At 46.3% G+C, this 14962-nt stretch carries 14 protein-coding genes; 5 read left to right on the top strand and 9 right to left on the bottom strand.

Annotation, left to right across the window (positions count from 1 at the left end):
• The first annotated feature begins 77 nt into the window (after window positions 1-77).
• From EL268_RS12770 to cbpB, 4 genes are all read left to right on the top strand, one after another.
• The gene (locus EL268_RS12770) at window positions 78-1325 is read left to right on the top strand and encodes an S-layer homology domain-containing protein (RefSeq protein WP_106653530.1); all 1248 of its coding nucleotides are present in this window, start codon (window positions 78-80) and stop codon (window positions 1323-1325) included.
• A gap of 166 nt (window positions 1326-1491) precedes the next feature.
• Window positions 1492-2334: a lipoate--protein ligase family protein gene (locus EL268_RS12765; protein WP_106653529.1), complete on the top strand. Its 843-nt coding sequence runs from the start codon at window positions 1492-1494 to the stop codon at window positions 2332-2334.
• Between the two features lie 58 nt (window positions 2335-2392).
• Entirely contained in the window at window positions 2393-3532 is a 1140-nt protein-coding gene (locus EL268_RS12760) for an acyltransferase (protein WP_106653528.1), read from the top strand.
• 268 nt (window positions 3533-3800) lie between these two features.
• Complete coding sequence (gene cbpB, locus EL268_RS12755; RefSeq protein ID WP_047067754.1) at window positions 3801-4271, top strand: cyclic-di-AMP-binding protein CbpB; 471 nt, start codon at window positions 3801-3803, stop codon at window positions 4269-4271.
• A gap of 68 nt (window positions 4272-4339) precedes the next feature.
• Here the strand turns inward: cbpB and EL268_RS12750 are convergent, their stop codons facing one another.
• The 3 genes from EL268_RS12750 to EL268_RS12740 form a co-directional block, all read right to left on the bottom strand.
• Window positions 4340-5440 carry a YheC/YheD family endospore coat-associated protein gene (locus tag EL268_RS12750; protein ID WP_106653527.1) on the bottom strand — a complete coding sequence of 367 codons (1101 nt, stop codon included), beginning with the start codon at window positions 5438-5440 and terminating at the stop codon, window positions 4340-4342.
• 165 nt (window positions 5441-5605) lie between these two features.
• Entirely contained in the window at window positions 5606-6166 is a 561-nt protein-coding gene (locus tag EL268_RS12745; RefSeq protein WP_088908043.1) for a tRNA 5-(aminomethyl)-2-thiouridylate-methyltransferase MnmM, read from the bottom strand.
• 33 nt (window positions 6167-6199) lie between these two features.
• Complete coding sequence (locus EL268_RS12740) at window positions 6200-6949, bottom strand: MBL fold metallo-hydrolase (protein ID WP_106653526.1); 750 nt, start codon at window positions 6947-6949, stop codon at window positions 6200-6202.
• A gap of 53 nt (window positions 6950-7002) precedes the next feature.
• Between EL268_RS12740 and EL268_RS12735 the strand changes: the two genes are divergently transcribed.
• Window positions 7003-8037, top strand: coding sequence for a YkvI family membrane protein (locus EL268_RS12735; protein ID WP_106653525.1), 1035 nt, complete (start codon window positions 7003-7005; stop codon window positions 8035-8037).
• Window positions 8038-8083: 46 nt separating this feature from the next.
• Here EL268_RS12735 and EL268_RS12730 read toward each other — a convergent pair whose 3' ends face one another.
• The 6 genes from EL268_RS12730 to rny form a co-directional block, all read right to left on the bottom strand.
• Window positions 8084-8950, bottom strand: coding sequence for a 2-oxoacid:ferredoxin oxidoreductase subunit beta (locus EL268_RS12730; RefSeq protein WP_106653524.1), 867 nt, complete (start codon window positions 8948-8950; stop codon window positions 8084-8086).
• On the bottom strand, window positions 8922-10700 hold the full coding sequence (locus EL268_RS12725) for a 2-oxoacid:acceptor oxidoreductase subunit alpha (protein WP_106653523.1): 1779 nt from the start codon (window positions 10698-10700) through the stop codon (window positions 8922-8924). The genes EL268_RS12730 and EL268_RS12725 overlap by 29 nt, the downstream gene beginning before the upstream one ends.
• A 193-nt stretch (window positions 10701-10893) precedes the next feature.
• Window positions 10894-11832: a dipeptidase gene (locus EL268_RS12720; protein ID WP_106653522.1), complete on the bottom strand. Its 939-nt coding sequence runs from the start codon at window positions 11830-11832 to the stop codon at window positions 10894-10896.
• A gap of 108 nt (window positions 11833-11940) precedes the next feature.
• The gene (gene spoVS, locus EL268_RS12715; protein ID WP_003385776.1) at window positions 11941-12201 is read right to left on the bottom strand and encodes a stage V sporulation protein SpoVS; all 261 of its coding nucleotides are present in this window, start codon (window positions 12199-12201) and stop codon (window positions 11941-11943) included.
• Between the two features lie 118 nt (window positions 12202-12319).
• On the bottom strand, window positions 12320-13114 hold the full coding sequence (locus tag EL268_RS12710) for a TIGR00282 family metallophosphoesterase (RefSeq protein ID WP_106653521.1): 795 nt from the start codon (window positions 13112-13114) through the stop codon (window positions 12320-12322).
• Window positions 13115-13223: 109 nt separating this feature from the next.
• On the bottom strand, window positions 13224-14765 hold the full coding sequence (rny, locus tag EL268_RS12705; protein WP_007719154.1) for a ribonuclease Y: 1542 nt from the start codon (window positions 14763-14765) through the stop codon (window positions 13224-13226).
• Window positions 14766-14962 lie beyond the last annotated feature (197 nt).

Genomic DNA, 14962 nt, shown 5'->3' with positions numbered 1-14962 from the left:
CCTGCAACAATACAAGCCCACTCGCCGTCTGAATAGCAGTCAACAAAAAACTACATTGCCATTTTGAGGAGGTTAACATGAAAAGAGCACTAGCCGTATTTTTGTCGGTGTTGATGTTCTTAACGGTTATCCCGGTCGTCGGTGCCGCTTCCACTCCTTCGTTCTCAGACGTTCCACGTAGCCATTGGGCATACAAGGAAATTACGGAGATGGCGGCAAAAGGGATTATCAAAGGGTACGACAATCGAACATTTAGACCGAACAATGAGGTTACCCGCGCCGAATTTGCAAAAATTATGATCGCAGCAGCAGATGTAGATATAAACAAACGCTACGTCGACCAAACCTTTAAAGATGTACCACGTCATCACTGGGCATTTCTGTATGTGGAATACGCCAAGCCTTACTTGACTGGTTACAAATCCGGCTCCACCTACACGTATAAGCCAGATCATGCGGCAGTACGGGAAGACATTGCTGTCGCATTGGTACGCCTGTTGGGCTACGATCAAAAGTACAAAGCTGACATGAATCAATTGAAAAAGTTCCGTGATTACGACGATATTTCGTCAGCACTGCGTCCGTATATTGCGATTGCGATCCAAACCGATTTGATGAAAGGATACAATGGCAATTTCCGTCCACAAGATCCGATTACTCGTGCGGAAGCTGCTTCTCTTCTCTATCGCGCTATTTTGGATCGTGACGATGATGATGAGATCAAAATTGTTTTCCCTAACCCTGGTCAACCGAAACCGCAGCCAGAACCAGAGCGAATCAATATCAGTGACTCCTTCTCTGATTCCAAATTGAAAAACTGGGATACAGACAAAGCGACAGGAAACTGGGAGGTCGCTAGCAAACAAGTGACAGCTGAATCCGATGACGATGATCTGGATCACTACTTCCTGCCACTGAATTGGAATGAGTCTGACAAAGTTAAAAAATACGAATTGAGCGTCGATGTTAATGTCGTTGGCAGTGAGGGTTTAGGAGGCCTTTACTTCAACGGTAAAGACGGAAAAGCCAATGTTGTATTTGTCCAAAAAGATCGCGTTGTTTTAGGAAAAGTGAATGATGTCGAAGAAGACGATATTGACATCATTACTTCTAGCTCCTACAAGTTGAAATCCAGCAATCGCTTAAAAGTCGAAGTTAACGAGAACACTGTTTCCATTTACTTGAACGATCAATACTTGTTCGGTCAACAGTATGTGAAACAAGAAGGCACAAAGCTCGGTCTGTACCTGCAAGAAGAGGCAACTGAAAACGCGCCTCGCAAAACGACCTACCTAGACAATTTCTCCTTCAAGGAGACCAAATAAAGAACCATATTTTGACCCGACAAGCTATCTTGGCCTGTCGGGTATTTTTTCACTCTACTTGACATGCATGTTCTACCAAATGGAAAAAAGATAGCGAAAACGTAGAAATAAACGCATTTCAGATGGTATAATGGTAGCTATTCTTGTCCTGTGAAGGAGCCTTCCTATGTCATTTTCTGTTAATCAACCGTTTCGCTGGATGGACTCCGGTACCTACCAGGATAGTCCACTTGAGCCTTTAATCCGTGATGAAGCGTTGGCAGCCAGCATGCAATCTGAATCAGCAACCCCTGTTATTCATCTCTGGGTGTACGATCAGGCGCTGTATCTCGGCCGCAGAGACGCCAAGCTTCCTCAACTCCAGCAAGCCTTACGTAAGTTCGGTCAAGATGGCTTTGGTTGTGTTCTTCGCTCGTCTGGTGGAGCTTGTGTTCCACTAGATGCTGGCGTACTCAATATGGCTTGTTTATTGCCTGACACTTCGATTTCCATTGACTCTTTCTTCTCGTTTGTTGCCCAACTTCTTGATGTTGGCCTGCGCGATTACGGGAAGCTGGAATTTGGAGAAGTGACGGGTTCCTACTGTGCAGGGGAATACGATTTTTCCATTCACGGTAAAAAAATCGGAGGTATGGCACAAAGACGCACGCGACACGGCTCTATTTTGCAATTGTGCATTAACGTCGACGATCGGCCACGAGGGGAATGGATGGAGCGCTTTTACCGTCTAGCCGGTTTGGATGAAATGCAAAGCCATAAGCCAATTCCTTCCATCGATGCTTCTACCGTTGGCAGCATTGCGAGTTTGACTGGAAAATTGGCCACTATAGATGATGTAAAAGCTCGTCTATTGGAGACAATCCGTTCTGAGTGGGCGGTATCACCTACCCCCTTTTATGTCCAAAATGAGTTAGTGACAGAGTCGAGGCATCATTTGTCGCAGCGATTACACTTATTTTCTTATACCGCAAAAGAACTGGCCGCACCTGACTGGCACTTACCCGAATAACGGGCATGTTACTTGCTTTTGATTCTCCAGGTGCTGCCGGTAAAATTCTGGAGGAATTATGAATAGCAATCGAAAGGGGACGTTTCAGGATCTGAATGCCCTTTTTGTTTTTGGGGCTCTTACTGTCTTGATGATTCACATCCTCAGTTTTTTTCTCGCTAATGAAAAGACGTATCCGTGGAATAGTGATTTGCAAGCCGTTCTCATCATCTTGTTGAAATTCGGTCGCTCTTTGTTTATTTTTGCAACTGGAATGCTGCTGTTTTACTGGTATCAGAACCGACAATTGGATTGGCGTGCTTTCTGGAAAAAACGCTGGCGCGCAGTTATATTGCCTTACGTAATATGGACAGCCATCTTCACCTATTTTAAACACCAAACCTTTGATCCCGCCGTGCTGGTAGGACCCTTTTTCGATAGTCTGTTTACGGGTAGCTCTTTCTACCATCTGTACTACATTCCGCTTTACTTGCAATTGTGCTTGTTGTTTTGCCTGATCAAACCGTGGATGGAACGGTACTTGAACTTCCGCTGGATCATCGCCCTCTTTATTGGACAAGCTGGTCTGTACGTTCTCTACCACTATTTGTTCATTAAACCGTTTTGGGCCATTGATTGGGATGCAAACCCATTCCTGTCCCTCGTGAAGCACAGTTATGTTTACGGACAGCATTATGTTTTCATGTACGTATTTACTTTTGCACTCGGCGCTTATGCCGGAATGAATGTGAATAAATGGCGGACGTGGGTGAAACGCCTTCAAATACCTTCTATTGTTGTGATGGCAAGTGCAGCCGTTTGGATGGCGTACAGCTATCTTTCCGGCTCCAAAAGCTACTACGAGAGCATGAATATTTTCGAACCGCTTTACTTGGTATACACACTCTGTGTGATCATCAGCTTTTACCCTGCATCCACTTATTTCGGCAAACTGCCTAAACTAGGTCCGTGGCTTGCCCGATTGGCCAAACAAAATATGGCTATCTATTTAGTTCATCCGCTGATCTTGTTCTTAATGCAGAGTTACGTTATTCATCGACTAGGCTGGTCGACGCCGTCATTGGTTCTGGGCATGTTTGTGATTACGCCGCCACTGTGCATTTTCCTTTACGAGCTGACGACGATGTCCTTTTGGTTCAATCGGAAAAAACGGGTGGAAGCAAAACCGATTTTCAAAAATCAAACGTATAAAGCGTAAGGGAGAAACTGGTTTCCTCTAAACTCCTAATGTAAAAAACAACATGATCTCCCATACTAGAACTAGGGACAATTGTTCCACACCTCGATTACTTGCCTGGCGTAACTGCCGGGCTTTTTTTTCGTCTAATGCCTCGTGAAAGGCTTGGCAACGCCAAGTTTTCTAAATGTAGCCCTACCGTTTGTACCTCGCTTACGGTATCATAGAAGAGGACCACAAGCAGTTCTTACTGCTATCGACGACAGAAAGAAAAGGTGGTGGATCTGAATTGAATCAAGAGATCCCTTTGTTACATATTCCGATCAAAGATCTCATAATCGCGTCCACAAAGGTCGCACATGTGCAGTTAGGCAATTCGCTTGAGCACGCCCTGCTCGTCCTAATCAAGTCCGGCTATTCAGCCGTTCCTGTACTGGATCATCAGTATCGTTTGCATGGGTTAATCAGCACGAATATGATCATGAATAAAACTCTAGGTCTGGAACGCTTCGAGACCGAACGTATGTCCGAACATATTGTAGATGATGTGATGGATACGAAGGTCCCTCGATTGCGTGACACCGATGAATTTTTGAAAGCATTGGAAGTGTCCATTAATCACCCTTTCGTCTGCATTGAAGACGACGAACACTATTTCCAAGGAATCTTGACTCGAAAATCGATTTTGGCATTGGTATATCGTCACTTTCGCAATCTGCCCTTTCCTTTGGCTGACCAACAACAGCCGGCAGAATCGTAAGTCAAGGCATACGAAAAGACGGGGCAATAATAGCCACCGTCTTTTTCACATTCTTGTACATTACTTCTTTAGTTGAAATAGCTAGGCGATAAAAGCTGATGCTTCCGTTTCTTTTTTTCAGCGAGTAATGTCTGCGCATATTCCAGTGGATGACGGTACGTTTGTTTAAACATCTCCTTCTCTCCAGCTTTGAAAAACGAATAGCGCTGATCACGCACATTGACTTCAATTAAATACGGATTGCCTCGATCATCAATTCCCATATCCATGCCTAAGTCTGCTAATGATGAAAAATGACGACCGTACTGCTTCGCAATTTCCACCGCTGCTATGCCAACTCTTTCGATGACCGCTTGTTGTTGTTTTACCTCAGGAAAGATGGGGAATAATGCTTCCGAAAACGGCACTGCTGTCCCACCTCGGGAGAGATTGCTGAGCTTGTTTTTCTTATTGGCGACCTTGGCAACCATCCCGCTCACTGTCCACTGTTTCTCTTTGTTTTTTTGCACCGAAACACGAATATCAAACGTTTTGCCTCCATAGCGCGCCAAAGGAATTCCTCGCTGGATCAAAAATCTTTTGTTACCGACCCAGCGTCGCACCGTGGAGAGTATCTGGGAATGAGATAAAATCTGCCGTTTTTTCGATGCAATGAAGTGATAATTGCCTCCGTGCCGTTCAATACGCGCTACCCCAATTCCAACAGATCCAATTGAAGGCTTGACGTACACCACCTGGTATTTATCCAAGAACAGACGCAACTGCTCCGTGGAATAAGGTACAGTATGCGGCAGATAGCTGCGAATCTGTTCGTTTTTCCAGAGCATCTGGTGTACTCTTCTCTTATCCCGTACAACCAAGCCATTGAACACCGTTTTCTTTTGGCTCAATCTTCGAATCACATTCCGCGCTTTTGTATCCCCTGTCAAAACACGATTGTGGATGACTCGCGGGACTGAAACCAGTTGTGAGACGAGTCGATTTCCGTTCCAAAAATATCCCTTGACCCTTGCATCTCCTGGCTTTACATGCCGCGGGTGGAAAAAAACAGGCTCCAATCCAAGCTCTTTTCCGATTTCGACATAATAAGGCAGACGCTCATATGACTTGAGGCCTTGAATTCCTTTCTCTATAAGGGCCCAATCCAACATTATCCCGATTCTGTCCACGGTAGATCCCCCTTGCCACATTGCTCTACATAGGGTATGTGCCAGAAAGGGCAAGAGCGTGCCTATTTTTGTACACCTATCCGCGACCCGACAAAATATTTGCTTTCCCATAGGAATCATGTCGGATGCTGCGCTTGCCCGGGAAAGGATCGCGTTGCGTTCTTTTTATTGTCCCCTGCGTTCGATGGCCAGTAAAAACGGGGCTTGGTTTTGCTGATTGATATATTGGTATTTTAAAACCAAATAATCCAATTGACTCAGCTCGTGGCAAAATGCTTCCACTGCCTCTTTTTCCGTCTCTCCCGCCGGATGCCCCCAGTAAATCATGACTGTCATGATTCCGCCTGGTCTGAGCACCCTCAACCCGGATTGAATCGCCTGAATGGTACTGCTCGCTTGTGTTGTGATTTCTTTGTCTCCGCCCGGCAAATAGCCCAAATTAAACATGATTGCCGCGGCACTAATCTCCAGCTTGTCAATTTCCTCATGACTGGCGAGCTTCATTTCTACCCTGTTCGCCAGACCCTCTCTTTCGAGTCTTTCTCGCGTTTTCTCGATCGCCTGCGGCTGGATATCGAAGGCGATTACTTTCCCTTCTTCTTGCACCAGTTGCGCAAGAAATAAGGTGTCATTTCCATTCCCCATCGTGGCGTCTACAACCGTTTCTCCTACTTGTACCCGTTCACGGATTAATTTGCGTGCGACTTCTAATACATTTGGAAACAAAGTCAACTCTCCTCTCTATGTACACAAACAACGTTATAAATCGATTTGCAGGCCGATGCGCGCGGCATAAACCGGACCTGCGACAAAAGCATTGGCCTCCGCAATTACTTGGGACTCATCATAGCCGTAAAACAAATGCGTAACCAATAACGAGCGGCAGGATAGGGATTGTGCCAATTCTGCCGCTTGGCGAACAGACAGGTGCCCATTTGGCTTCGCTGGTAAATTGTAATCCAGATAGGTGCCCTCACAAATGAACAAATCCGCTTGAGTTGCGAACCCCTCCCAGGCTGTACCTGGTCCACTGTCAGCTCCGTATACGAGGATACGTCCGTTTGCTTCCAAGCGCATGGCGTAGCATGGATCTCCGTCACCATGGTCTGTCCGTAAAAAAGTGATTGCGACATCCCCAATGGTAACAGACGTTTCTTCCGTGATTGGGGTAAATGTGGTCGCATCTCGATACACCAATGTCTGAGCATTGGTCACTGGCAGCGCAGGAGCATAGATTGGAAGCGGCTTGTCAGCAGGTCTTTGGCCAAACAACTGATGCACCATCAAACCGTACTGCATCACTCCTACATCCGCAACATGATCATGATGGTAGTGAGATAAAAGCATGGCATCCAGCTCATAAATGGGCAAATGCTTGCCTAACTGCGCAAGAACACCACTGCCGCAGTCGAGAAGAATTTTGACACGGTCTGTCTCAATCAGGTAACCCGGAGTAGCACCCCCTGGACCAGGATAAGGAGATTGATAGCCTAACACGGTAACGCGCATATTCGGTTCACTCCCTCTCATAGGATGGAATAAGGTGGGACAGGAGGTCTGAGATGCAAGGAACATGGAGAGCCGCATGGCAGATCGCTTTTACGTATATTGGAACAGTCGTAGGAGCTGGTTTTGCCTCTGGCAAAGAAATTGTAGAGTTCTTTGTTCAATATGGAACACAAGGCTTAGTAGGCATCATTCTGGCTACGACGCTGTTTATTTGGGCCGGCATCCGCGTAATGCTGATTGCCTATCGACTTCAGGCTGATTCCTATCAAGAAGTCAGCACCTATTTGTTTGGACATCCGTTTGGAACTGTATTTAATACCTTGCTTTTAACCGTTTTGCTAGGCACTACCTCCGTCATGCTCGCTGCTACCGGCGCGATTTTTTGGGAGTCTTTTCGATTATCTCCCCAAATCGGAATTTGGTTTAGCATGATTTTGATTTTTTTCGTGACGAAAAAAGGGCTGTTTGCCATCCATCACGTGAACAGCATTTTTGTTCCGATGCTCATTGGCTTTACTGTGCTTGTCTTTCTTTATACGAAGCCATGGTTAGATACGAATGTCGTCGTAGAATCATTACGGCCTTGGGCGTGGCTTAGCTCTCCCTTTTATTATGTTGCCTTAAATGTCACACTTACACAAGCGGTTTTGATTCCGATGGGCAGACAGAGTCCCAGCGAGAAACCTCTTATCCTAGGGGGAATCCTAGGAGGGCTGGGAATAGGCCTTCTGCTCATGCTCGCTTACGCTTCTCTGTCTGTAAAAATGCCGGGAATCCATCACGCGGAAATGCCCATGATCGCTGTGCTGCAAGGCTTGGGGCCAACTATTCCCTTTTTGTTCTCCCTATTGGTGTACGCCGAAATTTTCTCGACTCTTGTTGCCAACGTTTTTGGTCTAGCCCAACAGATTAGACAAGTTACCCCCCTTCGAGGTCCGACTATTTTACTCGGGATTCTGCTAATTTGTTATTTGATCAGTTTTATCGGGTTTAGCTCGCTTCTCCGTTTCCTGTATCCACTCTTTGGTCAATTGGTTGTCTTTTTCCTTGTCATGCTCGTGTACAGGCAGTGGCGCGATCGCATGTAATAAAAAAACCTCTCCCGTTAAGGAGAGGTTTTTCACTCTATCAAACTTAAGCAAATTCTTTAACCAATTTTTCGAAGTCTTCTTCAGACAAGCGAATGTCTTGGTTAACCAAACCTTCTTCTTTGAAGCCATTTACGAGAGCTTCATAAGGTTTTTGCTCAGTGTTTTGGTAGATCAGACCTGTAATCAGGCCTTTGTATTGCATGGAAGTAGACATTGCTTTGATACGGTCATGTGGATCGTATCCTTCGATTGTGTCTACTGGTACGATGTTCTCTTTGAACCAGTCGTACGTATTTACCTTGTTGTAGGTTACACAAGGGCTGAATACGTTGATCAAGGAGAAGCCTTCGTGTTGGATACCTTTTTCGATCAGTTCAGTCAAGCCCTTCAGATCGCTGGAGAAGGATTGAGCAACGAAAGTCGCACCTACAGACAGCGCCAGTTCAACTGGAGAAATGGAGGACTCGATGGAACCTGCCGGTGTAGACTTAGTCACGAAACCAGTCGCGGAACGCGGGGAGGTTTGACCTTTTGTCAGACCGTAGATTTGGTTATCCATTACGATGTACGTAACGTTCATATTACGACGGATTGCGTGTACAGTATGGCCCATACCGATCGCAAAACCATCCCCGTCTCCACCAGCTGCGATAACTGTCAGCTCGCGGTTCGCCATTTTCACACCTTGTGCGATTGGCAGGGAACGTCCGTGAATACCGTGGAAACCATAGCAGTTGATGTAGCCGGAAATACGACCAGAGCATCCGATACCAGAAACGAGAGCCAGATTTTCAGGTTCCAGACCTACGTTCGCTGCGGCGCGTTGAATAGCCGCCTGGATGGAGAAGTCACCACAGCCTGGGCACCAGTTTGGCTTTACATTATTTCGAAACTCTTTCATAGTCGCCATGTTTTACCAGCTCCTTTACTTCAGCATAGATTTCCTTCGGCAGGAATGGGTTACCATCATATTTCAGCACGGACTCGATTTTTTCAGCGTTTCCAACGTTTTGTTTGAGCAGGTTTGTTACTTGCGCTTGGATGTTGTGCTCAACAACAACGACTTTCTTCGCTTTGTCCACGAGTGCTTTGATTTCTTCGGTAGGGAACGGATGCAGCAAACGGATTTGTGCATGGTTTACTTTGATTCCCTCTTGTTCCAGACGAGCTTTTGCTTCTTGAATCGTACCAATTGTAGAGTTGATACCCACAACCAGAACATCCGCATCAGCGTGAGGAGCATCTGCTGTTACAGCGTTTTTGAAGTTTTTCAGTACGCCTTCCATTTTGCGCATACGTTTATCCATTTGTTGAATACGGTTTGCAGCATTCTCAGATGGACGACCAGTTTGATCATGCTCAACACCAGTTACATGGTGCAGACCGTATTTTTGGCCAGGAATAACACGAGGAGAAACGCCGTCTTCTGTTACTTCATAACGTTTGAACAGGTCGTTTTGCTCTTTTTCTGGCAATTCTTGTCCAGCAAGCAGTTTTCCGCGGCGGATTTCTACTTTGCTGTAGTCAAATGGAGTCACTGTTTGTTTACCCAAAGACAGAGTCAAGTCAGTCATCAGGATAACAGGCAGTTGGTATTCTTCCGCAATGTTAAACGCTTCAACTGCATCGTAGAAGCACTCTTCTACTGTGCTTGGCGCGATAACTACTTTTGGAATGTCACCGTGTGTACCATAAATCATAGCATTCACATCAGATTGCTCGATTTTGGTAGGCATACCGGTAGATGGGCCACCACGCTGCGTGTTCACGATTACAACTGGTTGTTCCGTGATACCAGCCAGACCAATTGCTTCCATCATCAGGGACAGACCAGGACCTGCAGAAGCAGTCAAGGAACGAGCACCCGCGAAGTTAGCACCGATTGCCATCGTAATAGCAGCAATCTCGTCTTCTGTTTGGATAACAGTACCGCCCAATTTAGGCAGCTTTTTAATCAAGTATTCCATTACCTCGGAAGCAGGTGTGATCGGGTAAGCTGGCATGAAACGGCAGCCTGCTGCTACAGCACCCAGAGCGATCGCATCGTTACCGATGAGGAACAGTTGTTTTTGTGGATCAGCCTTTTCCATTTGGAACTCTGGCAGTTGACCACCAGTCAATTCATTTACATAATCAAAACCGCGGCGAATGGCATCCATATTCTTTTCAACCACTTTTTCGCCCTTGCGGAGGAACATATCTTCAACGATGGGACGGTAGCTTTCCACTGCAATGCCGAGGATGGCACTGGACGCACCAATCGACACCATGTTTTTCATCAGGGAAGTTCCCAGCTCATCAGCGATCTCAGTCAGTGGTACAGTGAAGAAGCGAACTGGCTTCAAGCCGTCCGGCAACTTTGGATTAAATTTCGCATCCGCGATAATGATACCGCCTTCACGCAACTCATGCGCGTTGAAATCGATCGTCTCTTGGTCAAACGCTACGAGAATGTCCAGATCGTCAGAGATCGCACGCATTGGCGTTGTGCTCACGCGAATTTTATTGTTCGTGTGTCCACCCTTAATACGGGAAGAGAAGTGACGGTAGCTATACAGATGGTACCCCATCCGGTTCATCGCCATCGAGAAAATCTCACCAGTACTCTCGATGCCCTCCCCTTGCTGTCCTCCAACTTTCCAGGAAAGTTGACTAATCATTCAGATTCCACCCTTTCAGTGACTGTGAGAAAAGCTGCCTATCACACCTTGAAAAGACTGATAAGATGTGACATTTCTGTGCATAGACAGTAACAATTGTAGTCCTGTCCATGTCAAATTGCAAGTGCTTTTACTCAACTTACTTTTGACCTGAATTTTAATGTTGAACTTGGTACATTAATATCCTCATGCTTTATTGTAGCACGTTTCCGAAAACACGCAACCAATTTCCTTGCACAAATTTCAATACTTCCGCCTCTTTATAACGTTTTAACAAAGCTTCTAGTAACTGGGAGTAATCTGCCGAGGATGCCATGTCTCCAAACGTCTCGGTAATCCCATCGAAATCGGAACCAAAGCCTACGTGGTCTACACCACCCAACGCGCAGATGTGATCCAAGTGGCGCAACAAGTCATCGATCCAAACCGTGCGCTTGTCCGGTACGGTAAAGAAGTCTACAAACGTCAAGCCGATCGCGCCATCTTTGGCGATTAATGCTTGTATTTGTTCGTCCGTCAAATTGCGAGAGTGATTGCATATCGTTCTCACGTTCGAGTGCGAAGCGATCACTGGTGCTTTCGAGCATTCTAGTACATCCCAGAATCCTGGATCGGCCAAATGCGAAACATCAATGATCATCCCCAGCCGATTCATTTCTTCTATGACTTCTCGGCCAAATGAAGTAAGTCCACCTGGATTCGGCTCCCCATTTCCACTTGCTAGGGCATTGCCATGATTCCAGGTCAGCGTCATTCCTCGTACCCCAAGCCGGAACCATGTACGTAGCTGAACCAGACTCTCTTCTAAAGCATGCGCGCCTTCTACAAACAGAATAGCCCCTTTCTGTCCCTTTAATACGCATTCAGCCAAATCTGCCTTTGTGAAAATGGGTCGGAATTTATCACTCGCCACCTTTTGATAAAAAATATCGACCATTTCTAGCACAGTATGAAAGCGACGTCCAAACGGCACCTGAGTGGGGACGAAACAGGCTAGCACTTGTATGTCTACATTCCCTTTTTCAAGGGCGGTAAAACCAGTTTGCAAGAGCTTGTCTTCTTTATAAAAGTCCAGCTCGGGGTTCTGCCATAGCTTGCATAATACATCGCTATGCGCATCAAAGATTTTCATATGGAAACGCTCCTTCTCTTCGATATCTTCAAAGGGAATACTTCTGGACAAACGAAAAAACCTGTTCATTCTTCGAACAAACAGGCAGGTGAAGCATTTGCAGTTGTATCATCTGGGTTCTACGATTAATTTGATTGCAGTTCGTTCTTCTCCATCAATCACGATGTCGGTAAAGGCTGGAATACAAATGAGGTCAACTCCACTCGGCGCTACGAACCCTCGTGCGATTGCTACTGCCTTCACAGCTTGATTAAGCGCCCCAGCGCCAATGGCTTGGATCTCAGCCGCTCCTCGTTCACGAAGAACTCCGGCAAGGGCACCAGCAACGGAATTGGGGTTAGACTTTGCTGAAACTTTTAATACTTCCATCCTTTTTGAACCTCCCGTCTGATAGGAATCCTGTCATCATTAGAATGATATTCGCATAACCCCTAAAAATTCCTGCTAACTTGCTTGAAAGATTCAAAAAATTCTAATCTTATTCCCATTATTCCATAAACGGATGGTCAGAGTCAATTCTGATTCGTTCCATTTTTTTCGCATGCCCAGTCGCTTTATCTATGGTAATCAGCACCGCATTCAACTGCGCAGGATCTGGCGCTACCTCAAAGCGAACAGGGAGCTGCGTCAAAAATTTCTTAATAACAGCTTCGCGTTCCATTCCCAAAATGCCGTTACTTGGGCCACACATTCCTACATCACACAAAAATCCGGTTCCTTGAGGCAAAATACGTTCATCAGCTGTTTGCACATGGGTATGTGTCCCCACGACCGCTGTTACCTTCCCATCGAGGTACCATGACATTGCTTGCTTCTCCGATGTGGCTTCGGCATGAAAGTCTACAAAAATGAGCTTCGTACGCTTTCGAGCTTGCTCTACTAGCTTGTCAGCCATTTGGAACGGACAGTCGAGCGGTGGCAAGAACGTACGCCCCATCAAATTAATGACGGCTAGTTCCCCTTCAGGTTGCTTGATATATGTAATCCCTTTTCCAGGAGCCCCTTCTGGGAAGTTCGCGGGTCTTATCATCCGCGGCTCATCATCAATAAAATCGAAAATTTCTCTTTGGTCCCATGTATGATTCCCGAGCGTAATCGCTTGAACGCCCCACTCGAAAAGCTCCTTGGTAATTTTCTCTGTAATCCCGCGACCATGCGCAGCGTTCTCTCCATTCGCTACGATAAAGGTAGGGTTGTATTTTCGCTTCAGTAACGGCAGATATGTTTTCACGATCTCTCTGCCAGGCGAGCCCATAATATCTCCAATGAATAACAACTTCATTACCAAATCACCTCATTGCTAGTATACACAATTCCTCTGCTCATTAGAAAACTTGACTTCGTCAAGTATTTGGTGTGCTACAAAAAAAGTAAAGTGGCACGCAGCCACTTTACTTTGCATACTCAACTGCCCGCGTTTCACGGATAACCGTTACTTTAATATGACCTGGGTAGTCAAGTTCATTTTCAATTCGTTTCGTGATATCCCGTGCCAGACGGGTAGCTTCCGCATCGTCAATCTTATCAGGTTGAACCATCACGCGAATTTCGCGTCCTGCTTGAATCGCATAAGACTTTTCTACGCCATCGAACGACTCAGAGATTTCTTCCAGTTTCTCCAAACGTCTGATATATGTTTCCAATGTCTCACGGCGTGCACCTGGGCGTGCAGCAGACAGAGCGTCAGCAGCTCCCACGAGCATAGCAATGACGGAAGTTGGTTCGGTATCACCGTGATGAGACGCAATACTGTTCACTACTACGTGATGCTCATTGTACTTCTTAGCCAGTTCTACACCGATTTCAACGTGTGAACCTTCTACTTCATGGTCAATCGCTTTTCCGATATCATGCAGCAAACCTGCACGTTTGGCCAGCTTCACATCTTCTTTCAGTTCTGCCGCCATTAAACCGGCGAGATGTGCCACTTCCATAGAGTGCTTCAGTACGTTTTGACCGTAGCTTGTACGATAACGCAAGCGTCCAAGAATCTTGATCAGATCTGGATGCAAGCCGTGAACGCCTGTTTCAAACGTTGCTTGCTCACCGTATTCACGGATTCGCTCGTCTACTTCGCGACGCGCTTTTTCCACCATTTCCTCGATGCGAGCTGGGTGAATGCGACCGTCTGCGACCAGTTTATCCAACGCTGTCTTGGCGATTTCCCGACGAATCGGGTCGAAGCCAGACAGGATGACTGCTTCTGGAGTATCGTCAATAATCAGATCGATACCAGTCAACGTCTCCAGGGCACGAATGTTACGTCCTTCGCGTCCGATAATACGTCCCTTCATCTCATCATTTGGCAGCGTAACCACGGAAACGGTTGTTTCTGCTACATGGTCTGCTGCACAACGTTGAATGGAGGTCGTAATGATCTCACGAGCACGCTTGTCCGCTTCTTCCTTGGCCTGAGTCTCAATCTCCTTGATCATCACAGCCATTTCGTGACGGACGGTATTCTCCACATCCGTGAGAATGATCGTCTTCGCCTCATCCTGCGTCAAGCCGGAGATTCGTTCTAGCTCTGATACTTGTTCTTTATATAAGTGCTCTACCTTGCTTTGCAGTTCTGCGATGGCACGGTCACGCTCGGACAATTCTTCTTCTTTGCGCTCCAACTGTTCCATCTTGCGGTCCAACGATTCTTCTTTTTGTAGAATTCGTCGTTCCTGACGCTGGATCTCATTGCGTCTCTCACGCAATTCGGTTTCCGCTTCGGATCGAAGCTTGAACACTTCATCCTTCGCCTCCAGCACCTTTTCCTTCTTAACGGCCTCGGCGTCCCGTTTGGCTTCCTCCACGATCTGTCGTGCAGCTTCTTCTGCACTGGAGATCTTCGCTTCCGCAATCGATTTACGAGTGAAGTAGCCAGCACCCAAGCCGATCAGCAGGGCAACGAGCACAATGACAACAGTAATTATAGGATCCATAGGCTTTTTCGTTTCACCTCCTTATTGTAAGACATCTCCCCGCTTTCCAAGCATTTGTTTTTCATGGAGTGCTCTCACATTTGAACATTCGGCTAAAAAACAAGACCGATTTTACTCGGTCCGCTGAATCCGTACAGCTTTCGCACGGTTTTTCAGTTGTTCCATAGGCAACGAGTGAGCAAATCACAAAAAGTTAT

The organism is Brevibacillus brevis, assembly GCF_900637055.1.
Classification (GTDB): domain Bacteria; phylum Bacillota; class Bacilli; order Brevibacillales; family Brevibacillaceae; genus Brevibacillus; species Brevibacillus brevis.
The sequence above is the reverse complement of the archived record's forward strand: the minus strand, read 5'-3'. Positions and strand labels throughout refer to the sequence as shown.